Consider the following 25,494-nt stretch of genomic DNA (forward strand, 5'->3'; position numbering starts at 1 on the left):
AAACAAAGAGGGTTGAAATCGTCAAATATTGCTCCAAAATATCGAATGTGCTTACAGCAGGTTGCATAAATTACCCGAACTTATCAAACCCGCCGTTTTGTGTAAAAATACTGCAATGGAAAAAATTACTCACCAAAATCTACATCCTCTACTTTCCAAAAGCCTGACCGATACCGATTTCGTCCTTATTCTCAATGCCTTAATCAAATTCCTGCGGCGCGGCGGCAAAAAACAGGCGGAAGAACGTTTTGACCTGATTATCGCCACGCTCAAACAAGACGAAGCACTCGCAAAAAACTTCAGCGGTCGTTTTTACCACTGGCTTTCGCAAGTCCATATCTATCCCGCGCTGATCAAACTCGGCATCTTCTCGCGCCACAGTTTTACCCGCGAGATGGGCATACGCATATACGAACGCTTCAGCCCGTCCTATAAAGACTTCGCTAACCTGCGCGAAGTATTCCTCTATCTTTTCCATTCGGAAAACGACGACAGATGGCTGCAAACCCTCAGCATCCGCCAATGGTTGAGCTTGTACGACCTTATCCGCACCAGCGTCGATCCCACCTTACTGCAAAACGCCTGCCGCCAGTTGGTTGACGCTCGCCTGCGCGCCATCGAAATGCTCGCCATTTGGATTGCGTCCGAAGCCCTCGAGCCCGACCTTATCCGCATCGCCCCGCGCCTGCTCGAAGCCGATTCGCCCTTCGTCGCCCTCCAACGCGAAACCGCCAAAATGGTCGAACACTACCGTAACGACACCAGCCCTTACGACACCGCACACCTCGAAGTCATGTTCGACCAGTGCAGCAAGCAAATTGACTATCTGCGTCGCAAAGGAACGGGCGCAGGCTCAGGCTCGTCCGTCAAAGTCGCCCACCTGCTCGAACGGCTCCAGCAGACCATAGGTCGTCTGAAACTGCTCACCGACATCCAAACCGATGCCGGCAACCGCAACCGCCTCACCATTACCCTGATGAATTCCCTCATCTACGCCGCGGTCGAGCAATACAGCACCCGCCATCTGCGCCGCAGCAGCATCCGTATGCTCGCCCGCAGCATTACCGAAAACAAAAGCCACCACGGAGAGCATTACATCACCCGCAACCGCAAAGAATATTTCAAAATGTTCTACTCCGCGGCAGGCGGCGGCGTCATTATCGCCCTAATGGCGCTGTATAAAATCCATATCGGCTCACTCGGCTTCAGCCCCTTCGTGACTTCTTTTTTAGCAGGGCTAAACTACGGCATAGGCTTCATGATCATCCATATGCTGCACTGTACCGTCGCCACCAAACAGCCTGCCATGACCGCCGCCAGCTTCGCCGAACAAGTCGATCTCAACGAAGGCGGCAAAGCAGTGGACAACAAACTCGCCAAGCTCCTTATCGACGTATGCCGCTCCCAAAGCGTCGCCGTCTTCGGCAACGTTTCCATCGCCATCCTTTTGGCGTGCGCCATATCGTTCGGCTATGCCCATCTGTACCAACAGCCCATACTCGATGCACACACCACCGCCTACCAGTTCAAATCCATAGACATCATCAATCATCCGACCCTATGGTATGCCGCTATTGCGGGCTTGTGGCTGTTCTGTTCCGGCATCATCGCAGGCTTCTTCGACAACCGCGCCGACTATCTCAACCTGCGCCAACGCCTGCCCTTCAATCCCTTATTGCGCAAAATCATGCGCCCCAAACCCCGCCGCGTACTCGCCGCCTACATCCACAAACACTACGGCTCGCTGGCCGGCAACTTCATCTTCGGTATGCTCTTGGGCATGACCGGCTACTTCGGACACCTCCTCGGCCTGCCGCTGGACATCCGCCATGTCGCCTTCTCCTCCGCCAACCTCGGCTATGCCGCCGTCAGCGGCAATGTCGGCTTTGGTACATTTATGCTCGGCATTTGCAGCGTCCTCGCCATCGGCTTGGTCAACCTCATCGTCAGCTTCACCCTCGCCCTCTTCGTCGCCCTGCGTTCGCGCGGCACGAAAATCGGCAGCGTCGGCAATTTGTGCAAAAGTTTCTGGCAGCAGATTAAAGCCAACCCGCTGATATTGTTTTTCCCAGTGGCGCCGGTTCAGACAGATAAAGACGGCGGGAAAGATACTGCCAAAGAGGGTGAGGACAAACACTAGCTTGTAAGAACAGCCTTGCCTTTATTCTTACTCAAGTCTTCCATTTGAATGGATACAAAAAGGTCGTCTGAAAACCAAAAATCCGGTTTCAGACGACCTTTCTTTATTTCAATACGCTTATTTTTCCATTTTCAAGCCGAAGTGCAGGTAGGCGCGTTCGGTCGCCATTCTGCCGCGCGGGGTGCGTTGCAGGAAACCTTGTTGGATAAGGTAGGGTTCGATAACGTCTTCGATGGTGTCCGTGGATTCACCGATGGCGGCGGCAACGTTGTCAAGACCGACGGGGCCGCCGCTGAATTTGTGCAGGATGGCTTCGAGGAATTTTCTGTCCATGACGTCCAAACCTCGCGCGTCGACATCCAGCATGCTTAAAGCGGCATCGGCGACGGCGGCATCAATGACGCCGTTGTTCTTCACATCGGCAAAATCGCGAACGCGGCGCAGCAGGCGGTTGGCGATGCGGGGTGTGCCTCGGCTGCGTTTGGCGACTTCCATCGCGCCTTCTTCACCCATGTCGAGTTGCAGTAATTGGGCGGAACGGCTAACAATCGTGGCAAGATCCTGATTTTGATAAAACTCCAAACGGGCAACGATACCGAAGCGGTCGCGCAGCGGGTTGGTCAGCATACCTGCGCGGGTGGTTGCGCCGACGAGCGTGAAGGGCGGCAGGTCGATTTTGACGGAACGGGCGGCAGGGCCTTCGCCTATCATGATGTCGAGCTGGTAGTCTTCGAGCGCGGGGTAGAGGATTTCTTCGACGACAGGGCTGAGGCGGTGAATTTCGTCGATGAACAATACGTCGTGCGGCTCAAGATTGGTCAGAAGGGCAGCAAGGTCGCCGGCGCGTTCGAGGACGGGGCCGCTGGTTTGGCGCAGGTTGACGCCCAGCTCTTTGGCGATGATGTGCGCCAATGTGGTTTTGCCCAGTCCGGGCGGGCCGAAGAGCAGAGTGTGGTCTAGGGCTTCGCCGCGTTTTTTGGCGGCTTGGATGAAGATGGCGAGCTGTTCTTTGGCTTTGTCTTGTCCGATATAGTCGTCCAGCGTTTTAGGGCGCAGGGCGCGCTCGAGCAGCTCTTCCTGTGGGGAGATGCTTTGTGCGGTGATGATGCGCTGGGGCTGGGCGGCGGTCAGGTTGTCGGTTTGCAGCATGGGTTTTCCGGTGGGTTCGGGGTCGTCTGAAAAGCGGTTTGCTGTTTTCAGACGACCTTTTTGAAAGGGATTCAGCCGCGTGTTTCGCGCCAAACGAGGTAATCGCGCAGGGGCGGCATGGGCGGGTTGATGCAGTGGGGGCAGATGCCTGTGGTGTCTTCGTCGTCGCTGTCGATGTGGTAGGCGTTGGGGTCGAAGCGCACTTGCTGCATCACCGCCTGCGCCAATGCCTGCGCCTGAACGACATCGAAGCTGAATTTTTCAAGGATTTCGTTCAGCAGGCGGATTTCGCCTTCGCTGAATTCTACGCTGTGTTTGAGGATGAGGCGTTGGTAATCTTCGTTGTTGATTTTGGGCAATAAATCGGTTTGTAGGGTCATGGTTTTTATGTTTGGAACGGAATGACTGAGAAGCAGATTATAGCGGATATGGCAGCGGCTGTTTCAAAGGTCGTCTGAAAGTTGACGGGCTTTAGCGGATGCTGGGATAAACCTGTTCAATTCAGTATTGATTATCTGAGCATCACGGCTGTCAAAAAAATCGCCGATAAGTATGGTTTTTTCCTGATAATCGAAAGACCATGCGCCTTATTTGCATTTTTGGATATGTAAGATATTGGGGATATCGTTTTTTGGTTGTTTTATACCATTTTGGTAGTAGTTTTTGTTTGGGTACTTAGCTTCCCTTCCTCTTGCAACAGGAGCTTTGGGAATATTGTCACGAAACTGCCATTCGGAAATTTCTGATAGCGGAAAACTACGCCAACGTCCAATGGAGAACAAGGTGTATCCATGAGACAGGGTATGGTTACGGATCTTGATGTTTTCACGTACGAAAAGTTGCCAGAGAAGGCTGTAAACCAGTGAGCCGACTAGGTAGAAAGTAAAAAGTATATGGATAAGAATTATTATTGGATCAGTGAAATAATGCTCTTCAAGGTAAAACGGCGCGATGCATGTAATAGCAAAGGAAAATATAAGAAATAGAGCGGTAAAACCGATTTCCTGAGAGTCATGTACAACACGAGCAGACACAGTAATGCCGTCGGGCGCGCGTTCGATTTTATAACGTGAAGATGTCATTAAGAGCTTCCTATTTTTCTGTCTGATACGCTTTTTGCAAAGGAGTAATTTCTGCCAACCGCGCCCGGTCGATTTCTTCGGCGATAAGGTGGGCTTTTTCCTGCGCGCGGCATTCGGCGGCGATTTTGCCTGAATCCACTTGGTTGGCGGCTTCGAGCAGGGCGAGCCAGTGCGCGCGTTGCGGGTAGGGGGCGTTTTCGCGGTTCAGACGACCTTGTTTGTCGGCAATGCTGACGTTCAGGGCGGCGGCGAAGCGTTCGGGTCGTCTGAAAGCGTCGGTTTTTTGCAAAACCTTCAGAATGGTTTTGCTTTTGAGCTGCCCGACTTGGTGGAACATGATGTGCCAGCGGCAGACAAGTTCAGCAAGCTCGGCGCAGTGTCTCGGCACGCGCAGCTTCTGATTGACTTCACGCACGGGTTCGACGCCGGCGAGGTCGTGTCCGTGGTGTTTGGGCAGGATGTCGGGCGGGGTTTTGGCTTTGCCCAAATCGTGCAGCAGAGCGGCGTAGCGTTCGGGCAGGCTCAGCCCCATATCGGCGGCGCGTTGCAGCGTCATCAGGGTATGGATGCCGCTGTCGATTTCGGGATGATAGTCGGCGCGTTGCGGCACACCGAAGAGGGCATCGACTTCGGGCAGCAAGACTTTGAGCGCACCGCATTGGCGCAATACTTCAATCATCCTTCTGGGATTTTTTTCCATCAAACCTTTCGCCAACTCCTGCCAGACGCGTTCGGCAACCAAAGCATCCGCTTCGCCGTTTTCCACCATCTGCCGCATCAGCTTCATGGTTTCTTCGGCGATTTCAAACCCGTAGCGCGCGGCAAAGCGGGCGGTACGCAGGATGCGGACGGGGTCTTCGGCAAAAGCGGGCGAAACATGGCGCAAAATACCTGCCGCCAAATCCTGTTGTCCGCCGAAAGGGTCGATGATGAGGTCGTCTGAATTCTGCGCCATTGCGTTGATGGTCAGGTCGCGGCGCATCAAATCCTGCTCCAGCGTAACGTCTTTGTCGGCGTGGAAACTGAAACCGGCGTAGCCCTTGGCGGTTTTGCGCTCGGTACGGGCGAGGGCGTATTCTTCGTGGGTTTCGGGATGGAGGAACACGGGAAAATCTTTGCCGACCGGCTGGAAGCCCTGTGCCAGCATGGTTTGTGCGTCAGCGCCGACGACCACCCAGTCGCGGTCTTTGACGGGCAAACCTAAAAGATAATCGCGGACGGCGCCACCGACGAGGTAGGTTTTGATGGTGTGTGTTTTCTGAGTCATTGAATTGGTCTTTGGTAACAATCAGAATGTCTTGAAGCATGGTCAGATGGGCATTCTGTCTGCCATCATGTGAATAAAGGTCGTCTGAAAAACGGTTTGGCGAAATTCGCTCTTTATTCTAGCGAAACGCATTGCACTCGTTTTCAGACGACCTTATGGCAAAACGTAAGGTTTATTTTGCCGCTTTGTTGCCGTCGACAATCTTCAGTCCGGCTGAAACCAGGCTGCCGATGTCAGCCACGTTGGCAGGCATAATCAGAGTTGTGCTTTCTTTTGCCAAATTGCTGAATGCTTCGACATATTGCTCGGCAACTTTCAGGTTGACGGCTTCGGAGCCGCCTTCTGCGCGGACAGCCTCGGCGATTTTGCGGATGGCGTCGGCGTTGGCTTCGGCAACCAGGCGCAAGGCTTCGGCTTCACCTTGTGCGCGGTTGATGCGGGCGATTTTTTCACCGTTCGACGCGTTGATGGCGGCTTGCGCTTCACCTTCAGACTGTTGAATTTCCGCTTCGCGCTGACCGCTGGCAAGGTTGATTTGCTCGATTTTGCGGCCTTCGGATTCGGCGATACGGGCACGTTTTTCACGTTCGGCGGTAATTTGCGCCTGCATAGAACGCAGAATTTCTTGCGGCGGAACCAAGTCTTTGATTTCGTAACGCAATACTTTCACGCCCCATGCGCCTGCCGCTTCGTCGAGCGCGGAAACGACGATGCTGTTGATTTCGTCGCGCTCTTCAAACGTTTTATCCAACTCCATGCGACCGATAACCGAACGCAGCGTGGTTTGGGCGAGCTGGGTAATCGCCATGATGTAGTTGCTGGAGCCGTAGGAAGCGAGTTTTGGATCGGTTACTTGGAAATAGATGATGCCGTCAACGGTAAGCTGAGTGTTGTCGCGGGTAATACAAACTTGGCTGGGAACGTCCAAAGGCACTTCTTTGAGCGAATGTCGATAGGCGACGCGGTCAACGAAAGGAATCAGGATGTTTAGACCGGCAGTCAAAGCGTTGTGGAATCTGCCGAGGCGTTCGACGACGTAAACTTCCTGTTGCGGCACCACGATAAACGACTTGAAGCCGAAAATCACGACGACAATCAGCAGGATGACGGGGAAGCTGTATAGAAATTCCATTGTTTTTCCTTTTAGATCACAACAGGGCGGATTACTGAATCAATTCAAACGAATGAGTAAAACATTACCGTTTTTACCGGTAATCACGGCGGTAGAGGTCGTCTGAACGGCATCGGCATTTTCAGCCTGCGCCTGCCAGCGCGTCCCCCGATAAGAAACTTCATAACAATCGCCGTGAAGGCGCTGGAGGATATGAACGGTCTGTCCGATGTCCAAATCATCATTCAATTCTTGGCGGGGCGCAGTTTTTTTGAACTTGCCGTGTACCAGCCAGATACCGGCGGCGGACAAAACAGCTGCCGCAGCAACGGCAATCGAAGTATCACCAGTCAGCCAATACACCAAACCCGCACCAAACAAAGCCGCGCTGACCACCAAGAGATACACGGTGCCGACAAACAGCTCGACAATCAGGACGGCGGCAGCGGCAATAAACCAAGCGGTCATGCGGGATTCCTCTCATTATCAATGTGTAGGGACAGGGTTCATCATAGCCGTATCGCGGGAAATATTCAAACGGCTTTGACTCGGGAAAGGTCGTCTGAAAACGGGGAAGGTCGCTTTCAGACAACCTTTACTTCACATGAGCCTCAATCCTCTTTTTTCTCCAACGCGGCAAAGGCGGCCTTCATGGTCGGGTTTTTGCGCACCAGTTTTTTGACGGTAAGGTCGGTCGCTTTGTTGTTAGCAAGGCGCAGGTTGTTTTCTGAAGAGAGCAGGGCTTCTTTGGTTTTTTGCAGGTGGCTGATGGTTTTATCGATTTCGTCAATGGCGGTTTGGAACTTTCGGCTGGCGAGTTCGTAATTGCGGGCGAAGTCGGTTTTGAACTTGTCCAAGTCTTCTTCAAAGTGTGTGATGTCGATGTTTTGCGCGCGCATTTGTGCCAATTCTTGTTTGTATTTCAATGAATTGAGCGCGGCGTTGCGCAGCAGGGAGACGATGGGGATGAAAAACTGCGGGCGCACGACATACATTTTCGGATAGGCGTAAGACACATCGACGATGCCGTTGTTGTAGAGGTCGCTGTCGGCTTCCAAAAGTGAGACGAGGACGGCGTATTCACAGTTTTTTTCTTTGCGGTCTTTGTCCAACTCTTTGAAAAAGTGTTCATTTTTCTTTTTGGTGGCGGTTTCGTCGTTTTCGTTTTTCATCTCGAACATGATGGAGATGATTTCGTTGCCTTCTTCGTCGGTTTCGCGGTAGATGTAGTCGCCTTTGCTGCCGGTTTTGGCGTCGTTGTCCTTGCCGAAGACGGCTTGGGGAAAGGCGGTGGTGCGGATGCGGTTGAATTCGGTTTCGCAGTGCTGCTCGAGGCTTTCGCCTATCATTTTGGTGGACTGTTTGGCTTTGAAGTCTTTGTAGAAGGCGATGGTTTCGTCTTTTTGTTTGAGTTCGGCTTCGTATTTTTCGCGCAGGCTTTGTTTTTCCAACTGGTTTTCTTTGGTTTGCAGCATGAGCTGGGTGTTCAGATTGCCCAATTCGCGTTCTTTTTCGGCAACGGCTTTGGTGATTTCTAGCTCTTTTTCCATGTTTTTCGCCGTTTCCAGCGATTTTGCCTGCGCTTTCAGTTCTGCAATTAATTTGTCTTGCTCGGCGATTTGCGCTTTCAGACGACCTTCGATTTCGGCGGCGGCAAGTTTGCTGTCTTTTTCGTAGGCGTTGATTTGGTTGGACAGGGCGGCGATTTCGTGGTTTTTGTCGGCTAGGATTTTGTCGAACTGATTTTGCGCCTGCGCTTGGGCAAGCTGCATATCGCTTTGAAACTGCATCTGCGCCTGTTGCAGGCGTTCGTGGATTTCGGTTTGAAATTCTTGGGTGCGGACTTGGTTCAGGATGTCGGCGTAACTGGCTTCGTTGACGGTAAACGCGGTATGGCAGTGCGGGCATTTGATTTCGTGCATGGCGGGTTTCCCTTTTGTTTGAGAGTGGGATTTTAGCAGAAAGGTCGTCTGAAAAAGTTTTAGCAAAACTCGCTGCGCTCGTTTTGGCGAAACCCTCACGGGTTTTCAGACGACCTCGTCGCTTTACATTCAATCGCAAGCTGCGTTGCCGACATCAAGGCAGAAATCGTGAAACTCGTTGAGCGTGCTGCGGTGGCCGATGCTGATGATGATGCTCTGCGGCAGTTTGTGCTTTAAGGCGCGATAGAGCAGGGCTTCGGTCGGTTCGTCCAAGGCGGCGGTGGCTTCGTCGAGCAGGATGACTTTGGGCTGCGAGAGCAGGGCGCGGACGAAGGCGACGCGTTGCAGTTCGCCGGGGGAGAGCTTGTGTTGCCAATCGTCGGTTTTGTCTAGTTTATCAATGAGATAACCTAAGCGGCAGGTATTCATGGCTTCGGCTAGTTCGGGATGCTGTTTGTCGATGTTGGGATAACAAATCGCGTCGCGCAGGCTGCCTTGCGCCGTGTACGGGCGTTGCGGCAGGAAGAGGATGTCTTGATGCGGCGGACGGCTGACTTTACCGCTACTGCCGAACGGCCAAAGCCCCGCCAGCGCGCGCAGCAGCGAGGTTTTGCCGCAACCGCTCGGGCCGCGTATCAGCAGGGAATCGCCGCTTTTGAGGTTGACGTTGATGCCGCTCAACAGGATTTCGCCGTTGTGGCGGAACAGGGCGACGTTTTCCAGCGAGAGGTCGTCTGAAACTTCGGTAATGTCGGGTTGCTGCGCGCTGTGTTGTTCTTCCGTACTCAGCAAGAATCCGTACAGACGTTCCAGTCGGGCGCGGTAGGCGGTGAATGTGTTGTAGAACATCCGAAAGAAGGACAGGGCGTTTTGCAGTCGGGCGAAGGCTTGGACGGTCTGCTGGATGTCGCCGATTTTGATTTGCCCGGCAAACAGGCGCGGGGCTTGCAAAATAATGGGGAAGAGCTTGATTCCGTTGGTAAACATATCATTAAAGCCGCTTAAGCAGACGCTTTGGCGGGCGATGCGCCAACGGTTGCGGATGATGGCCTTGAAGCGGTCGGCAAGCTGGTCGTGTTCGTGTTGTTCGCCGCTGTAAAACGCCACGCTTTCGGCGTGGTCGCGCACGCGGATGAGGGAGTAGCGGTAGTCGCCGTTGAGCTTTTCGTTTTCATAGTTGTAACGAATCAACGGGTTGCCTATCCACATGGCGATAAAGGTCGCCAAAATTACAAACATATAGACAAACCAAACGATGCCGTGCGGAATGTCGAAGCCGAACACGGTCAGGATGCCCGCCAAGCCCCACAAAACAACGGCAAACTCCAGCGAGGTAACGACCGAATTGACCATGCCGCGCACAAATTCTATGGTCGAGGCGATGAAATCCTGCGCGTCTTGTTGGATACGCTGGTCGATATTGTCCGGCGCATGGCGGCGCATTTGCAGGCGGTAGTAGTTTTTGTCGGCAAGCCAGCGCGTCGTCAGCACTTCGTTGAGCCGCTCCGACCATTTAATCGCCAAGCCTTGATCAAGGAAGTCGTTGACGACGTTGTTAAACGCCCGCACCAACACCACGCCCGCGTTCATCGCTGCAAACATCCAAAACGCGGAGGCGTTTAAATCCTGCATCGAGTCGTAAAGCCCTTTGGACATGAAGGTACTCAATACATTCAGCCGCACTTCGGTTAACAGCAGCGCAATCATCGCCGTAATCAGCAGCAAGACTTTGACCGCGCTTTTCGGCGTCAGGCACAGCCGCAGGATATAGGCGAACTCGCGCCCGAAGCGCGTTTCGCGTGCCAAAAACAGAATCACCGCCGATGCGGCGGCGACCATCAATAAGGTCTGTAACAGCCAAGACGGCGTGGAATAAAGCTCGGTTTGCCATTTTTGCATGTGCGTTGTCTCTTGAGGCAGGCAGTGGGCAGGGGTCGTCTGAAACCCTGATTCTCCGCTTAATAAAATAATTTACAATTACTATGGATAAAGTTTTGATTGATGTTGTATTTTTGTTTTTACAAATAGTTAGCATCACTTTTTATAGAAAGGCAGAATGTTATCAAATATAATTCCGCAGCAAAATTACTTTGTGATTTTTAACGCTTATTGCAATAAAAATAACCCACCTCAAAGATAGAAGGAATCTATGAATAGCAAATTAGCCCTGATGCCGCTTTTGATTATGAGCGCGTTTTCTTATGCCGCCGATGAAGCGACACCCGAAGCCCCTATGCAACAGCAGTTGCAGGAAGTCAATGTCCGCGCCGACGCCAAACGCGTCAAAGCCGCCCGCTCTTACTCCATCGCCAGCGACGGCGACTTGCGCGACCGCGTAAATTTGGGCGTATTGGGCAAAGCTAATGCCTTTACCGCGCCGATTACCGTCGTCAACTACGACGAACAAGCCCTTAACAACACCGAAGCGCGTACTTTGGTGGATGCCGTAGCGAAAAAAGACGCTTCCGTTTGGCAGTTCGGCGGCGAAAGCAACACATTGACCGGCCTGTATTTCCGCGGTTATCAGCTTGATGCGCGCCAATTCAGCGTCAACGGTTTGGCGGGCATGTACGGCACGCAAGGCACAGCCAGCGTGCAAGTCGGCTCCGCACAACTGATTAAAGGCGCGTCCACCGCCGTAAACGGCATGGACCCTGAAGGCGCGGTATCCGGTTCCGTCAATATCGAGACCAAAAAAGCTGCAGATGAAGGCAACCGTAAAATCGGTTTGGGCTGGTTCAGCAACAACCGTGCTCAAGGCACATTCGACTTGGGTCAACGCTTCGGCGAAAACAAAGAATTCGGCGTGCGTGCCAACGGCAAGCTGCGCCACGGCGATACCCCGCGCCACGGTTACAGTGAAGACAACAAAGAATTTGCCTTGAATGCCGACTACCGCGGCGAAAAACTGCGCGTGGCGTTCGATTCCATCTACGCGAAACGCAAAACCAACGGCGGCCGCGCGCGTATGCAGGATATTCAAAACGCCAGCGGCCGCTTGTTTGACGCGCCTGAAGGCAAAGTGAATCTGGCGCCGAGCTGGCAGGCTCAAAACACGCGCGGTCAGACCAATATGCTGACCTTCGAATGGGATGCGTTTGAAAATGCCCAAATTACAGGCGGTATCGGCTACAACAATGCGCGCTATTATGGTAATTTCGCCTCTCCGACCGTTACGAGCAGCGGTTTAACCTACAATTCAGGTCGCGCACGTTTGACCGACCAGCGTTTCAAAACGCTCAGTATGAATCTGACTGCACGTGGCGAATTTGAAACCGGTCCGGTAAGTCACAACTGGAGTGCCGCATTTGACCGTATCGACCGCAAACGCACCACTTATCAAGGTGCACGTCAAACACGAAGCAGCGTTATCGATCCGAGCCTTGATATTCCAACTCAATTGGCAAAATTGGATTCCAACTTAGGAACGGCATGGAGTGCAACGCCTTCAGTGGATACCGTGATCAAAGTAAATAGTTTGGCGGTATCTGACACGCTGGGTTTTGTCGACAACAAATACCGCCTCACTTTGGGCGGACGTTTCCAAGCCGTCGAGCAGAAAAACAAATTAAACGGCCGCAAAGCGGATGCGAGCCGTTTCAGCCCGATGTTGATGGCGGCATGGGTTCCGCAGCCTGATTTGGTAGTTTACGGAAACTATATGGAAGATTTGGAGCCGTCCGACATCCGTACCGATGATGACGGTCATGTCACGATGGCAGATCCGCGCGTCAGCCGCCAATTTGAAGTCGGCGTACGCAAAAACTGGGGCGACTTTGTAACCACTTTAAACGCGTTCCAAATCAAACGCCCTGGCTACTGGCGTGGCAACACGACTTCAGGTACTGATTTCGCAGCGCGCAAAAATGCAGGCTTGGCTTATAGCGGTTCGGAGCAAGGCATGGAGCGCAGCCGCGGTATCGAGTTCAATACCTATGCCAACTTGTTGAACAAAACCCTGCGTCCGACTTTCGGTCTGATGTATCTGCAATCAACCGTAAAAGATTATCCGAATTTCGCTGACAATTTGGTTAACGGCGTACAAGTCGCCAACCCGCGCGTGATTGCCAAAGCAGGCGTGGAATGGGACACCCCGTTTGCCAAAGGCTTGACTTTAAACGGCAACGTTTCGTACTTCGGCAAGTCTTACCAAGATACGCAAAAACAATACGCTTTCCCGTCCTATACCTTGGTTGATGTAGGCGCGCGCTACAAAACCAAGCTGGGCAAAAACACCTTGACCGTCAGCAGCTCGGTAGAAAACCTGTTCAACAAAAACTACTGGCAGGTACAGCGCGGCCAATACGACCGCAGCTTCGCCGTCGTCGGCATGCCGCGTACCTACTGGCTGAAAGCGGAATTGGATTTCTAATATCGAACAGGCCAACCGGCAAAGATGAAGGTCGTCTGAAAATCCCCAATCAGGTTTCAGACGACCTTTTTGTATCGTGTCTGCATTTTATGTGCGGCAAAATGAAACGCGCTATATTTTGCTGGCTTATCCAATCATCAGGTTTTCGGCAGGGTAACGCCGGTTTGCCCCATGTATTTGCCGTTGCGGTCTTTGTAGGAAGTTTCGCAGATTTCGTCGCTCTCAAAAAAGAGGACTTGTGCCACGCCTTCGCCAGCGTAGATTTTGGCGGGCAGGGGGGTGGTGTTGGAAAACTCGAGGGTAACATAGCCTTCCCATTCCGGCTCGAACGGGGTGACGTTGACGATGATGCCGCAGCGGGCGTAGGTGGATTTGCCCAAGCAGACGGTTAGGACGTTGCGCGGGATGCGGAAGTATTCGACCGTGCGCGCCAGTGCGAAGGAATTGGGCGGGATGATGCAGCAGTCGTCTTCGACGGTAACGAAGTTTTTCGGGTCGAAGTTTTTGGGGTCGACGATGGTGCTGTTGATGTTGGTGAAAATTTTAAATTCGTTGGCGCAGCGGATGTCGTAGCCGTAGCTGGACGTGCCGTAGGAGATGATGCGCTGTCCGTTGGCTTCTTTGATTTGGTTCGGCTCGAAGGGGTCGATCATGCCGAATTCTTCGCTCATGCGGCGTATCCATTTGTCGGACTTGATGCTCATAATTTTTTCCTTGTTTCTTGCGGTTTTCAGACGACGTCTGCGGGGAGGTCGTCTGAAAATGCGGGACGGGGTTATTTGGTTTTGGGCAGGTTCACTTCTTTAATGATGCCGTTTTCGCATTTCATGATGAAGACGGGTTCGCCGTTTTGCGAAGCGGTGAATTTGCCGTGTGCCAGGCCTTTTTTGAACGTGCCTGACAGTACCATGTTGCGGAACTTGGTGCTGTTGGAATTGAACGGCTCGATGAAGGTTTCGCGGTTGAAGGCGACGGTGTAAACGCCTTGTCCGTCGAATTTGCCGTTTTTAAACGCGCCGGTGTAGCTGCGTCCGTCTTGGCAGCGCCATGTGCCTTTGCCGGCGGGTTTGCCGTCTTTGCCGACATCGCCGTCGTAGGTGCAGCCCGGTTCCTGATAGGAAGTCAGGACGGCGGCTGAGGCGGGGAGGGTAAGCATAATGGCAAGCGGCAGGAATGCGAAGTGTTTAAACATAAGGTTGTCCATTGGATTTAGGTTTCAGACGACCTTTTATCGTACAAAGGTCGTCTGAAAAATTAGTCTTGCCAGCCGCCCAAATAGGAAACCAGCTCTTCCAACATGGTGCTGACGGATTCCGCCATCAGGATTTGTGCGGCGAAGGCAAGGCTGGCGGCATCGTCGCCGTTGCTCTCGGCTTCTTCCTGCAATACGTCGAGGTATTGGATGCGCTTGAGCGTGAAGTCTTGCGTGAGGATGAAAGCGATTTGTTCGCGCCACACCAAGCCGAGCTGGGTCACGGTTTTGCCGTTTTTGACGTGTTGAACCACTTCATCGGCGGTCAAATCTTGTTTGGATACTTTGACGACGGGAACAACATCGCCCACGCCTTTGAGTTCGCAATCGCTGTCCAATTCAAAACCGCCTTCGCAATGCCCTCGCAACAGCCATTCGGTCATCAGGGAAGAGGGCGATTGCTTGGTATTCGGCAGCGAGGCTTCCAAACCGCCCAAGGCTTCGCGCAGCTTGGTCAGGATGTTTTCCGCTTTGGTGGAAGCCGCATTGTTGACGAGCAGATAGCCGTGGCGGGTGTTGAACACTGCTTCAGTGCGGCTGCTGCGGGTAAATGCGCGGGGCAGCAGATCGTCTGTAATTTGTTCTTTAAGCTCTTGTTTTTCCTTGCGGCCGACATTGCGGGCTTCATTGTTTTGGATTTCCGCAATCTTTTCTTCCAAAATATCGCGGATGACGCCGGCAGGCAGGACTTTTTCTTCTTTTTTCAGGGCGACGCGCAAAGTAAAGTCGGCAGGGAAAACGAGTTCGGGAGAGAACGAAACCGGTGCGGCAAAACCTTCGCTGGACCAGTCCAAACCTTGGCAGCGGGTAAATTCAGCCTCTGCAAGTTTGTCGGCAAGTACGTCCGCTTCGGGCAGCTTTTCTTTGTTGAGCGGATAAAAACTGATCTGCTTGAACCACATGGTTTGTTTTCCTTTTCATTAAAAGCGACATTATACAGGCAAAGCCGATACAAAGATAAGGAGCAGAAGGGTTGTCTGAAACCAGTTTGACCATAAAAAACGCCTAACCCGTTGACAGCGTTTTAACGCTTATGTATAGTTCGCAACTCGGTTACGCGCCCATCGTCTAGAGGCCTAGGACACTGCCCTTTCACGGCGGCAACCGGGGTTCGAATCCCCGTGGGCGTGCCAGATTTTCAATAAACCTTTACTAGAGAATAGTAAGGGTTTATTTTTTATCTTTGGGAATGGATGGGGTTGGGTGTTGGCTGTTTCATGCAGTCATTTTAGCAGGGCATTTTCTACATATTTAGAGACCTTTGCAAAAAAGCCCTTCCCCCGACAGCCGAAACCCAAACACAGGTTTTCGGCTGTTTCTGCCACTAATTGCTCCTGATTTTACCCAAATACCCCCTTAATCCTCCCCGGATACCTGATAATCAGGCATCCGGGCCGCCTTTTAGGCGGCAACAGGCACACTTAGCCTGTTAGCCGCTTTCAACAGGTTCAAACACATCGCCTTCAGATGGCTTTGCGCACTCACTTTAATCAGCCCAAAATAGGCTGCCCGGGCGTAGCGGAATTTACGGTGCAACGTACCAAAGCTCTGTTCGACCACATAACGGGTCTTCGACAAATACCGGTTACGTTTGGTTTGCGCTTCCGTCAGCGGACGGTTGCGGTGGACTTTGCGCATAATGCCGTTTAACAACTGATGCTCTTTCAGATGTTGCCGGTTTTCCGCACTGTCGTAGCCTTTGTCGGCATAGACGGTCGTACCTTCGGCTATACCTTCCAGCAAAGGCGACAGGTGGTTGCACTCATGGGTATTGGCGGGGGTGATGTGCAGTTTCTCGATATAGCCTTCCTCATCGGTACGGGTATGTTGTTTGTAACCGAGTTTGTAGAGGCCGTTTTTATTTGTCCAGCGGGCATCTTTATCCTTACTCGGTGTGGTTTGGCCGCTGACTTGTCCTTCTTCATCGACTTCTATGGCCTGACGCTGTTTGCTGCCGGCGGTTTGAATAATGGTGGCGTCAATGACGGCGGCGGATGCTTTCTCTATTTTTAGGCCTTTTTCAGTCAGTTGGCAGTTAATCAGTTCCAGCAATTCGGACAGGGTGTTGTCTTGCGCCAGCCAGTTGCGGTAGCGGCATAAGGTGCTGTAATCGGGGATGCTCAGTTCGTCAAAGCGGCAAAACAGGTTGAAATCGATGCGGATGATGAGGCTGTGTTCGAGTTCGGGATCGGAGAGGCTGTGCCATTGTCCGAGCAGGACGGCTTTGAACATGGACAACAGGGAATAGGCGGGACGGCCGCGGTGGTCTCGGACGTAACGGGTTCTTTGACGATTCAGGTATTGCTCGATCAGTTGCCAATCAATCACCTGATCCAACTTCAATAGTGGGAAGCGGTCAATGTGTTTGGCAATCATGGCTTGTGCGGTTTGCTGAAAGAAGGTGCTCATGGGAAATCCCCTAAATGTCTTGGTGGGAATTTAGGGGATTTTGGGGAATTTTGCAAAGGTCTCCGCTCATCTGAGTTCTTAGCAACGAATAATCATGTAGGAAATCGTCGCGTTGTTTACACTTTTTCTACGGCGGACAGCTTTTGTTTTTGCTTGAATGATTCTTAGGCAGCTATCCGGCATTATCAAGAACAGAGCGGGTTTCCCGTGTCTATCGACATTCTTGACAATGCCGGATAGCTGCTCAAACGGGTCTTCAAGCAAAAGCCAAAAGTGTAAACAACACTGTTGATTTCTACAGATAGCCGTCTGCTTTGCATTTCACAATGTTTTTGAACATTTTCAGACGACCTTTGTGCTTCGATTTACAGCCATTGTGCCAAAGATTCGGTATCCAAGTCCCATTGCCAGATGCCGTTGTCCGTGCCGTCCAATCCGCGCAGGAAGAGGTATCGGATGGCGATTTTGGGTAACGGTTTGCCGCGCAGTTTGAAATAGCGGGCTACGGCGATGGCGTAGATGAGCGCTTGCAGGTAGTAGTGGTGGTCTGCTACGGCTTCGTTCATGGCTTGTTGCGTATAAGCTTCGGCGTTGTCGCCCAGATGGTTGGATTTGTAATCGATGATGCACACGAGGTCGTCTGAATCTTGGCAGACCATGTCGATGAAGCCGTTGAGAAAGCCTTGTACATCTTGGAAATCCAATCTTTCTGCGGCTTCGATACATTCCGGCGGCAGTGAACTGTTTTCGCGGGCAAACCAGCGGCGCAGGTCATGGAGTTTAAAGTCTTCGGTGTAGAGGGTGAATCCCATTTCAGGAAGGCGGCGTTCGGGTGGGATTTCAGACAGGCTTTGTGCAGAAAGGCGCGTTTTACGGCAGGTGTCGAGCATTTGTTTGACGGCATCTGTCCAGAGTAGGTCGAAGCCGTAGCGGGTCAAGGTTTCGGCTATCAGGTTGCTTTGGTTTTCGGCGCTTTGGGCAAAGTCGAATTTTTCCAACATTTCATGCAGACAGACGCCGGCGTTGGCGCCGCGCGGGAAATGGTGAATGTCGGCATTTGGGAGGTCGTCTGAAACGGGGAGGGTGTTTTCAGACGACCTTTCTGTTTCGGCGGCGGTTTCTGCGGGGTCGAGGGCGGGTTGTAATTCTTCGCGCTCGTCGTCTCGGGTTTTGACTTGGCGGCTGAGGCCGGTAAAGCTGGTATGTCGGATAAACTGAAATCCGCGGGCGGGGATAACGGCGGCTTGATAGAGGTCGTCTGAAAGTTGGCGGTTTTGCGCGGCAGCGGGTTGCGGCGCGTCTTCGGAAAAGCTGAAGTCGGTATGTTCGGGGGGATTGTTGAGGAAACGCAGCCAGTTGTTTTTCAGCATTTGTAGCTCGCCTAGGGCTTTGTTTGCTTTGCGCTCTTGGTCATAGGCTTGGCGGGTATCCGCCCGATTGCTGTCGGCGCTGCCTTCAAGCAGGTAGGCGAAAGGGGAATCGGCGGTATCGCCGCAATGGGCGGCATAGAGGACGAGCTGCTCTTCGGCGCGGGTCAGCGCAACGTAAAGCAGGCGCAGGCGTTCTGCCATTTCTTCGTCGGCAAGGTGGATGCGGTCTTCATCGTTAAGTTGCGTTTTGGCAAGCAGTTCCGTGGTGTGGGCGGCGGAGTGGAGGATTTGCCAATCGGCGGGCTTCATGTCTTTCGCGTCCCAAACGAAAGGGCAATAGACCAAAGGATATTGCAAACCTTTGGAGGCATGCATGGTCACGATTTTGACCAGTGCTTCGTCGCTTTCAAGCCGTAAAAGCCCTGATTCGCCGACGGAACGGTCTTGCGCCAGACTGATTTGGTCGTTGAGCCATTGGTGCAGGGCGGCGGGGCTGAGGCTTTGTCCTTCTTCTTCGGAGAGGCATTCTAAAAGCTGATGGAAATTGGTGAGGCCGCGCTCGTCGCCACGTGCAAGCAGTCCGGTTTCGATGCCGTGCAACGAGGAGAAGTATTGCAACGCGGCATAAATCCCGCTTTTCCGCCAAATGGCGACGGATTCGGCGGCGGTGTTTATCCAGTTTAATAATTCGGCTTCGTTGCGGTTGAGTTGATACAGGGCTTGCGCGTCGTAGCCGAACAATGTGCCGGATAAGACGAAGCGTAACGAGCCGATTTGTCCGGGATTTAGCCAGTAATCCAACAGCGCGGCAAGGGCGAGGGCTTCAGGCGTGGTGAAAACCGATTCCCTTGAGAGCAAAACGCTTTGTATGCCGCGCGTTTTCAACGATTTTGCTACCATCACTCCTTCGTTAAACGTCCTGACCAAGACGGCAATGTCGCCCGAAACGACCGGTCTGTCTTTGAATTTCAGACGACCTTCGGCAGCTTCGTTGAGCGTGTGGGCAATTTCGTCGGCGCAATATTCGGATGCACGGCGGCGCAAGATGTCTTTGTTGAGCACTTCGTCGTCTTTGCCGTTTAGCCAGCGTATCTGTATGGCGGTGCGGGGCGGCGAAAGCCGACTTTCGGAACGTGCGGCGCCGACTTCGGTATAGTCGATGCCGTCCAAGACGAAAGGGCGGTTTTTGCAGCGGAACAATGCGCCTATGCCGTTAATCAGCTTGGCATGGCTGCGGTAATTGGTCGCCAGTGTGTAGCTGTGTTGTGCGTCGGCTGCGGCTTGCAGATAGGCGTAAATGTCGGCGCCGCGAAAGCTGTAAATTGCTTGCTTGGGGTCGCCGACTAGGAATAAAGGCTTGTTTTGGCTGATGAAGATTTTTCGGAAAATCTCGTATTGCAGCGGGTCGGTGTCTTGAAATTCGTCAATCAAGGCGATGCGCCAGTTCTGCGCCACCGCCTGAGCCAGCGAGTCTGCCTGCGGGTTGTCGGTCAATGCGTCGTAAACATCCAGCAGCAAATCGTCGAAACCACGTTCGCGCTTGGATTTTTTCTGTTCGCTCAGGCTGGCATTAAGATGGTCGAGCAGGTCGAGGTGGAGCAGGGTAAGCGTCTCTTCTTCGGCTTGCGCAATGGCAGCCGAATCTGCGCCGAGATTCGCCAATATCTGCAAATCGGCAAAGGCGGCAGCATCGGGCGTATTGCCTTTTTTGACTTTGGACGCTAAAGCTTCTACGGCAAACATGGGCAGCTTTTCTGACGTCGTTTTGCCAAAAGAAGGAAGGGCATCGGATTGGGCGGCGGATTGGAGTTCGAGAAAGACGGTTTTGAATGTTTTTTCACGATATGAGTTGCTATCCAATATCGGACGAATGCGCCAGAATGTTTCTTCCAAAGCATCCAGTTTGGAACGTACTTTTTCCCATGTTTTCCGAAAGTTTTCCTGCGCGGCGACTAAGTCTGTTTCAGGTCGTCTGAAAACCAAATACGGACGGCTGACGAACTTTTGTATTGCCGCCAGCATGGTTTGCGGCGTTTGGCGGTGTTCAAATACCAGCTTCGCTAGAATGGGATCATTGACGATGCGGTCGCGCCAAAAATCTTGGGCAGGAATCAGCAGGCGGTCACGGTTGTCTTCGGTCAACTCGACATCCATAGGCGCGCGGCACAAAAACGCATAATCGCGCAAAATGCGTTGACAGAAACCGTGAATGGTATAAATCGCGGCGTTGTCAAATTGTCCGATGGCGGCTTTGAGGCGGACAATCAGTCGCGCCCGACTTTCTTGAGCCAATGCCTGTTTGAGCAAGCCGGTCAAAAACACATCACCCAGATGATTATCTCGGCAGTATGTTTCGAGGTCGTCTGAAAGATTGTCTGTATCTTCCACGCTTTCCAAAGCCTGCAATACTTCGTCCAAACGCGCGCGCAAACGGGTTTTCAATTCCGCCGTCGCCGCTTTGGTAAAAGTAACGGTCAAAATGCTTTCGACCGGCATCTGCTCAAGCACGACCAAGCGCGTGAACAACGCTGCAATGCCGTAGGTTTTGCCCGTACCGGCAGAGGCTTCAATCAGATTGGTGCCTGATATGGCGATGCTTAAAGGATCGAAGGCTGGAATGGGGGCGTTGGCAGGCATGGTAAAAGGAGAATGAGTTAAGGAATAACAGGATACAGAGATAATTTTGCTCTTGCGCTTTAGATTGGTTCCCAATCTTCACCGTTTAAATCGGCTATATTTTTCGCTATTGCCGAAGCGTTGTTGGATTTGTTGTCCGACTTGCCGAGACGGACAATATTGTTCTGTCTTATCATCAGGTAATTTTATAGTGGATTAACTTTAAACCAGTACGGCGTTGCCTCGCCTTAGCTCAAAGAGAACGATTCTCTAAGGTGCTGAAGCACCAAGTGAATCGGTTCCGTACTATCTGTACTGTCTGCGGCTTCGTCGCCTTGTCCTGATTTTTGTTAATCCACTATATTCTGTGTATACGATACCAAAATGCTTGGTATTGGAGCATAACATTGGAATTGAAAAAAAAAGGTCGTCTGAAGACAAGTATTTTCCTAAACGGAGAAATGATTTTCAGACGACCTTTTTAAGCAGAGGCTTTTTTCATCTGAGTACGGTGGTTATTTACCTATACCCGTGCCGCTTCCAATGCCTGCGCCAAGTCGGCAAGCAAATCATCGATATGCTCGATGCCCACGCTCAGGCGTACCATATCGGGACTGACACCCGCTGCGGCAAGTTCGGTATCGTCAAGCTGGCGGTGGGTAGTGGTGGCGGGATGGGTGGCAAGCGATTTGGCATCGCCGATATTCACTAAGCGCAGGAAGAGTTGCAGTGCGTCGATGAATTTTGTACCCGCTTCGCGTCCGCCTTTAATGCCGAAACTCAGCAAACCGGAGGCTTTGCCGCCGTAGTCGCGGTCGATTAAGTTTTTGTACGGGCTGTCAGGCAAGGCAGGATAGTTTACCCATTCGACCTGCGGGTGTTTCTTTAAGAATTCGGCTACTTTCAAGGCGTTTTCACAATGACGCTCCATACGCAGGGCGAGGGTTTCCAAACCTTGCAGCAGTAAAAATGCGCTGTGCGGCGATAGGGCGGCACCGGTATTGCGCAGCGGGACGACGCGGGCGCGGGCGATGTAGGCGGCCGCACCAAAATGCTCGCAGTAGTTTACTCCGTGGTAAGACGGGTCCGGCTGGTTGAAGGTTCGGTCAAAACGCGGATTGCCTGCCCATTCGAATTTGCCGCCGTCGATAATGGCACCGCCAATCGTTGTGCCGTGGCCGCCGATATATTTGGTCAAGGATTGGATAACGATGTCGGCACCGTGTTCGATGGGGCGGAACAGCGTGGGCGTAGCGACGGTGTTGTCCACCATCAGTGGCAGCCCTTGAGCGTGTGAGGCTTGGGCAAATGCCTGAATATCGACGACATTGATGGCGGGATTGCCGATGGATTCGCAATACACCAGTTTGGTTCGGCTGTCGGTATTGGCGGCGATTTCTTCGGGTTTGGCAGGATCGATAAAGCGCACTTCTATGCCTTGGCGCGGCAGGCTGTGGGCAAAGAAATTGTATGTGCCGCCGTAGAGGGTTTTGGTTGCGATGATGTTGTCGCCTGCTTCAACCAATGTTTGAACGGCATAGGTAATTGCCGCCATACCGCTGGCAACAGCCAATGCGGCAATGCCTCCTTCCAAACGGGCGACACGTTCTTCCAAAACGGCGGTGGTCGGATTCATGATGCGGGTGTAGATATTGCCCGCAACATCAAGGTTAAACAGGTCTGCGCCATGCTGCGTGTTGTCGAAAGTGTAGGAAGTGGTTTGGTAAATCGGGACGGCAGCGGATTTGGTGGTCGGATCGGATTGATAGCCTGCGTGCAAGGCGATAGTTTCCCGTTTCATATGAATATCCTTGTAGTGAATTAAACGTTAATAAATAGAGGCCGTCTGAAAAAACGTAGATTGTTTTTCAGACGGCCTGTTTCTTGCTTTATTGCGGTGTATTGTCTTCTGTCGTTACGTTTGACTCGGTAGTGTTTTCTTCATCTGAAGCTGACGCGTCTTCCGGCTCTTCCGCTACCCGCTCGAGGCTGACCAGTTGCTCGCCTTCGTCCAGATTAATCAGGCGCACGCCTGCTGCGGCGCGGCCGGTTTCGCGGATTTGTTCGACTTTGGTGCGGATGAGGACGCCGCCACTGGTAATCAGCATCAGGTCGTCGGTTTCGCCAACCAAGGTTGCGGCGACCAAATCGCCGTTGCGCTCGCCGGTGTTGATGGCGATATTGCCTTGTCCGCCTTTGTTTTTGCGGCTGTAATCGGCAATCGGGGTACGTTTGCCGTAACCGTTGGCGGTGGCGGTCAGCACTTGCAAATCGCTTTGTGCGGCTTCTGGTGCAAAGGTAATCAGGCTGACGATTTTGCCGTCGGCAGGCAGGCGCATACCGCGCAGGCCACCGCTGCCGCGACCGGACGGACGCACGCCGTGTTTGCCGCTTGGCAGGGCATTTTCGTTGTCAGCGGTTTCGTCTTCGAGGTCGTCTGAAATTTCGGTTTCGATATCGGCATCTTCTGCTTCGTCGTTACCGGATTTTTCCCAGTATTCGTTGAAACGGATGGCTTTGCCCAAGTTGGAGAACAGCATGATGTCGTCCGAGCCGCTGGTTTGCGCGGCGCCGACGAGGTAGTCGCCTTCTTTGAGCGCGATGGCTTTGATGCCTTGGCTGCGGACGTTTTTAAAGGCTGAAAGCTGGACTTTTTTCACCATGCCTTGTGCGGTGGCGAAGAAGACGTATTGGTCTTCGGGGAACTCGCGCACGGCGAGGATGGCGCTGACTTTTTCGCCTTCTTCCAACTGGATGACGTTGTTAATCGGGCGGCCGCGGCTGTTGCGTCCGCCTTCGGGCAGCTTGTAAACCTTAATCCAGTGGCACTTGCCGAGGTTGGTGAAACACATCAAATAGTCATGCGTGTTCGCAACGAACAGGGTTTCGATGAAGTCTTCATCTTTGGTGGCCGCCGCCTGTTTGCCGCGTCCGCCGCGACGCTGCGCCTGATAGTCGGTGGTCGGCTGGGTTTTGATATAGCCGCCGTGGGTCAGGGTAACGACCATTTCGCGTTGCGGAATCAGGTCTTCATCGGCAATGTCGCCGCCGAACGGGTTGATTTCGCTGCGGCGCTCGTCGCCGAAATTGGTTTTGGTTTCTTCCAATTCTTCGCGGATGATTTGGGTGATGCGTTCAGGTTTCGCCAAAATGTCCAAAAAGTCGATGATTTTTGCCATGATGTTTTTGTAGTCGCCGACGATTTCTTCTTGGTCGAGGCCGGTCAGGTTGCGCAGGCTCATGCGCAGGATGGCGTCGGCCTGGATTTCGCTCAGATAATAGCCTTGTTCTTGTAAGCCGAGGTTGGCGGGCAGGCCTTCGGGACGCGCCATGCGCAGGTCGAGGTCGGTACGGCTCAGCATGTCTTCCACCAAATCGCTGCGCCATGCGCGGGAGAGCAGTTTTTCTTTGGCTTCGGGCGCATCGGCGGATTCTTTAATCAACCGAATCATCTCGTCGATATTGGACAGGGCGACGGCTTTACCTTCGGCGATGTGGCCTTCATGACGCGCTTTTTTCAGGCGGAACAGGGTGCGGCGGGTAACGACTTCGCGACGGTGGCGTAGGAATTCCGCCAAAATCTGTTTCAGGTTCAACAGGCGCGGCTGACCGTCAACCAAGGCAACCATGTTGATGCCGAAGCTGTCTTGAAGCTGGGTGAGTTTGTAGAGTTGGTTTAAAACGACTTCGGCGTTTTCGTTGCGTTTCAATTCGATAACGACGCGCATACCGGATTTGTCGGATTCGTCGCGCAGGTCGGATACGCCTTCCAACGTTTTTTCGCGCACCAGTTCGCCGATTTTTTCCACCAGCTTGGCTTTGTTCACCTGATACGGGATTTCGTCGATGATGATGGCTTCGCGTTCGCCGTTTTTGCCTATGGGTTCGATATGGGTTTTACCGCGCATGACGACGCGGCCGCGGCCGGTTTTATAGCCTTCGCGCACGCCGCTCAAGCCGTAGATGGTTGCGCCGGTCGGGAAATCGGGGGCTTGCAGGATGTTGATCAATTCGTCGATTTCGGTTTCGGGTTCGTCCAAAAGACGCAGACAGGCGTTGATAGTGTCGGTGAGGTTGTGCGGCGGGATGTTGGTCGCCATACCGACGGCGATACCGGACGAGCCGTTGACCAAAAGCGCGGGGAAGCGGGTCGGCAACACCAGCGGCTCGTGTTCGCTGCCGTCGTAGTTTGGGCCGAAATTGACGGTTTCTTCTTCGATATCCGCCAGCATTTCATGGGCGATTTTCGCCATGCGGATTTCGGTATAACGCATCGCCGCGGCGCCGTCGCCGTCAACCGAACCGAAGTTGCCCTGACCGTCGATTAAGACGTAGCGCATCGAGAAATCCTGCGCCATGCGCACGATGGTGCCGTAAACCGCGAAATCGCCGTGCGGATGGTATTTACCGATGACGTCGCCGACGATACGCGCCGATTTTTTGTAGGCGGCGTTCCAGTTGTTTTTCAGCTCGTGCATGGCGTAAAGCACGCGGCGGTGCACCGGCTTCAAACCGTCACGCACATCGGGCAGCGCGCGGCCGACAATCACGCTCATGGCGTAATCGAGATAGCTTTTGCGCATTTCGTCTTCAAGGCTGACGGGCAGGGTTTCGAGTGCGAATTTATGGTCGTTGCGTATAGTTGCGTCGGTCATGGTTTTCTTTATTTCGTATGGCAAAAATTAGCTCGAATTTTAGCATAAAAACGGCTTGGACAGGGCGTTTTGCAGCGTAATGCGGCGAATCCAGGCAACTTGCAGAACGATGGTTGTAAAATAGACAAAAGGTCGTCTGAAACTTTTCA

17 protein-coding genes and 1 tRNA gene are annotated in these 25,494 nt (G+C 52.8%); 3 read left to right on the plus strand and 15 right to left on the minus strand.

The genetic code is table 11. The features are described 5' to 3' along the window. Window positions 1–115 precede the first annotated feature (115 nt). Complete coding sequence (locus tag J7445_RS03380) at window positions 116–2,140, plus strand: site-specific recombinase (protein WP_209283136.1); 2,025 nt, start codon at window positions 116–118, stop codon at window positions 2,138–2,140. Window positions 2,141–2,257: 117 nt separating this feature from the next. Here J7445_RS03380 and ruvB read toward each other — a convergent pair whose 3' ends face one another. The 8 genes from ruvB to J7445_RS03420 form a co-directional block, all read right to left on the minus strand. Next, on the minus strand, window positions 2,258–3,289 hold the full coding sequence (gene ruvB / locus J7445_RS03385; RefSeq protein ID WP_070512247.1) for a Holliday junction branch migration DNA helicase RuvB: 1,032 nt from the start codon (window positions 3,287–3,289) through the stop codon (window positions 2,258–2,260). Window positions 3,290–3,360: 71 nt separating this feature from the next. Continuing rightward, window positions 3,361–3,669 (minus strand): hypothetical protein, encoded by a 309-nt coding sequence (locus J7445_RS03390; RefSeq protein WP_070656123.1) that lies wholly within the window; start codon window positions 3,667–3,669, stop codon window positions 3,361–3,363. Window positions 3,670–3,876: 207 nt separating this feature from the next. Beyond that, window positions 3,877–4,371 carry a hypothetical protein gene (locus J7445_RS03395; RefSeq protein WP_244969501.1) on the minus strand — a complete coding sequence of 165 codons (495 nt, stop codon included), beginning with the start codon at window positions 4,369–4,371 and terminating at the stop codon, window positions 3,877–3,879. Between the two features lie 10 nt (window positions 4,372–4,381). Next, a complete protein-coding gene (locus tag J7445_RS03400; protein ID WP_070656133.1) occupies window positions 4,382–5,617 on the minus strand; it encodes a multifunctional CCA addition/repair protein in 1,236 nt (411 codons plus the stop codon). 193 nt (window positions 5,618–5,810) lie between these two features. Continuing rightward, entirely contained in the window at window positions 5,811–6,770 is a 960-nt protein-coding gene (locus J7445_RS03405) for an SPFH domain-containing protein (RefSeq protein ID WP_003743103.1), read from the minus strand. Between the two features lie 39 nt (window positions 6,771–6,809). Then, window positions 6,810–7,217 carry an NfeD family protein gene (locus tag J7445_RS03410; RefSeq protein WP_070613159.1) on the minus strand — a complete coding sequence of 136 codons (408 nt, stop codon included), beginning with the start codon at window positions 7,215–7,217 and terminating at the stop codon, window positions 6,810–6,812. Window positions 7,218–7,360: 143 nt separating this feature from the next. Beyond that, window positions 7,361–8,671, minus strand: coding sequence for a DUF2130 domain-containing protein (locus tag J7445_RS03415; RefSeq protein ID WP_209283137.1), 1,311 nt, complete (start codon window positions 8,669–8,671; stop codon window positions 7,361–7,363). 129 nt (window positions 8,672–8,800) lie between these two features. Continuing rightward, a complete protein-coding gene (locus J7445_RS03420) occupies window positions 8,801–10,570 on the minus strand; it encodes an ABC transporter ATP-binding protein/permease (protein ID WP_209283138.1) in 1,770 nt (589 codons plus the stop codon). Window positions 10,571–10,820: 250 nt separating this feature from the next. Here J7445_RS03420 and J7445_RS03425 point away from each other — a divergent pair, with 250 nt between their 5' ends. After that, complete coding sequence (locus J7445_RS03425) at window positions 10,821–13,043, plus strand: TonB-dependent receptor (protein ID WP_209283139.1); 2,223 nt, start codon at window positions 10,821–10,823, stop codon at window positions 13,041–13,043. 137 nt (window positions 13,044–13,180) lie between these two features. On the opposite strand, the gene dcd is transcribed toward J7445_RS03425, so the two are convergent. The 3 genes from dcd to J7445_RS03440 form a co-directional block, all read right to left on the minus strand. Then, window positions 13,181–13,747: a dCTP deaminase gene (gene dcd, locus J7445_RS03430; protein ID WP_003741335.1), complete on the minus strand. Its 567-nt coding sequence runs from the start codon at window positions 13,745–13,747 to the stop codon at window positions 13,181–13,183. A gap of 71 nt (window positions 13,748–13,818) precedes the next feature. Then, window positions 13,819–14,235 carry an MORN repeat-containing protein gene (locus J7445_RS03435; protein ID WP_029609798.1) on the minus strand — a complete coding sequence of 139 codons (417 nt, stop codon included), beginning with the start codon at window positions 14,233–14,235 and terminating at the stop codon, window positions 13,819–13,821. A gap of 62 nt (window positions 14,236–14,297) precedes the next feature. Continuing rightward, window positions 14,298–15,197, minus strand: a complete 900-nt coding sequence (locus tag J7445_RS03440) for a recombination-associated protein RdgC (RefSeq protein ID WP_019270945.1) — start codon at window positions 15,195–15,197, stop codon at window positions 14,298–14,300. Window positions 15,198–15,352: 155 nt separating this feature from the next. On the opposite strand from J7445_RS03440, the gene J7445_RS03445 reads away from it, so the two are divergent. Continuing rightward, a tRNA-Glu gene (locus J7445_RS03445) sits at window positions 15,353–15,428 on the plus strand. A gap of 268 nt (window positions 15,429–15,696) precedes the next feature. Here the strand turns inward: J7445_RS03445 and J7445_RS03450 are convergent. The 4 genes from J7445_RS03450 to gyrA all read right to left on the minus strand — a co-directional run bounded on the left by J7445_RS03450 (window position 15,697) and on the right by gyrA (window position 25,345). Further along, on the minus strand, window positions 15,697–16,704 hold the full coding sequence (locus tag J7445_RS03450) for an IS5 family transposase (RefSeq protein ID WP_209283140.1): 1,008 nt from the start codon (window positions 16,702–16,704) through the stop codon (window positions 15,697–15,699). Between the two features lie 365 nt (window positions 16,705–17,069). Then, window positions 17,070–20,711, minus strand: coding sequence for an exodeoxyribonuclease V subunit beta (gene recB, locus J7445_RS03455; RefSeq protein ID WP_070655734.1), 3,642 nt, complete (start codon window positions 20,709–20,711; stop codon window positions 17,070–17,072). A gap of 502 nt (window positions 20,712–21,213) precedes the next feature. Further along, a complete protein-coding gene (locus J7445_RS03460; protein WP_209283141.1) occupies window positions 21,214–22,491 on the minus strand; it encodes an O-acetylhomoserine aminocarboxypropyltransferase/cysteine synthase family protein in 1,278 nt (425 codons plus the stop codon). 88 nt (window positions 22,492–22,579) lie between these two features. Beyond that, on the minus strand, window positions 22,580–25,345 hold the full coding sequence (gyrA, locus tag J7445_RS03465) for a DNA gyrase subunit A (protein WP_209283142.1): 2,766 nt from the start codon (window positions 25,343–25,345) through the stop codon (window positions 22,580–22,582). Window positions 25,346–25,494: the final 149 nt, after the last annotated feature.

The organism is Neisseria sicca (genome assembly GCF_017753665.1).
Lineage (GTDB): Bacteria > Pseudomonadota > Gammaproteobacteria > Burkholderiales > Neisseriaceae > Neisseria > Neisseria flava.

Coding starts and splice junctions, on each gene's coding strand:
- J7445_RS03420 (WP_209283138.1), bottom strand. CDS start 10,570: ATGCAAAAATGGCAAACCGAGCTTTATTCCACGCCGTCTTGGCTGTTA.
- J7445_RS03395 (WP_244969501.1), bottom strand. CDS start 4,371: ATGACATCTTCACGTTATAAAATCGAACGCGCGCCCGACGGCATTACT.
- gyrA (WP_209283142.1), bottom strand. CDS start 25,345: ATGACCGACGCAACTATACGCAACGACCATAAATTCGCACTCGAAACC.
- J7445_RS03415 (WP_209283137.1), bottom strand. CDS start 8,671: ATGCACGAAATCAAATGCCCGCACTGCCATACCGCGTTTACCGTCAAC.
- J7445_RS03390 (WP_070656123.1), bottom strand. CDS start 3,669: ATGACCCTACAAACCGATTTATTGCCCAAAATCAACAACGAAGATTAC.
- J7445_RS03410 (WP_070613159.1), bottom strand. CDS start 7,217: ATGACCGCTTGGTTTATTGCCGCTGCCGCCGTCCTGATTGTCGAGCTG.
- ruvB (WP_070512247.1), bottom strand. CDS start 3,289: ATGCTGCAAACCGACAACCTGACCGCCGCCCAGCCCCAGCGCATCATC.
- J7445_RS03380 (WP_209283136.1), top strand. CDS start 116: ATGGAAAAAATTACTCACCAAAATCTACATCCTCTACTTTCCAAAAGC.
- J7445_RS03440 (WP_019270945.1), bottom strand. CDS start 15,197: ATGTGGTTCAAGCAGATCAGTTTTTATCCGCTCAACAAAGAAAAGCTG.
- recB (WP_070655734.1), bottom strand. CDS start 20,711: ATGCCTGCCAACGCCCCCATTCCAGCCTTCGATCCTTTAAGCATCGCC.
- J7445_RS03435 (WP_029609798.1), bottom strand. CDS start 14,235: ATGTTTAAACACTTCGCATTCCTGCCGCTTGCCATTATGCTTACCCTC.
- J7445_RS03450 (WP_209283140.1), bottom strand. CDS start 16,704: ATGAGCACCTTCTTTCAGCAAACCGCACAAGCCATGATTGCCAAACAC.
- dcd (WP_003741335.1), bottom strand. CDS start 13,747: ATGAGCATCAAGTCCGACAAATGGATACGCCGCATGAGCGAAGAATTC.
- J7445_RS03405 (WP_003743103.1), bottom strand. CDS start 6,770: ATGGAATTTCTATACAGCTTCCCCGTCATCCTGCTGATTGTCGTCGTG.
- J7445_RS03460 (WP_209283141.1), bottom strand. CDS start 22,491: ATGAAACGGGAAACTATCGCCTTGCACGCAGGCTATCAATCCGATCCG.
- J7445_RS03425 (WP_209283139.1), top strand. CDS start 10,821: ATGAATAGCAAATTAGCCCTGATGCCGCTTTTGATTATGAGCGCGTTT.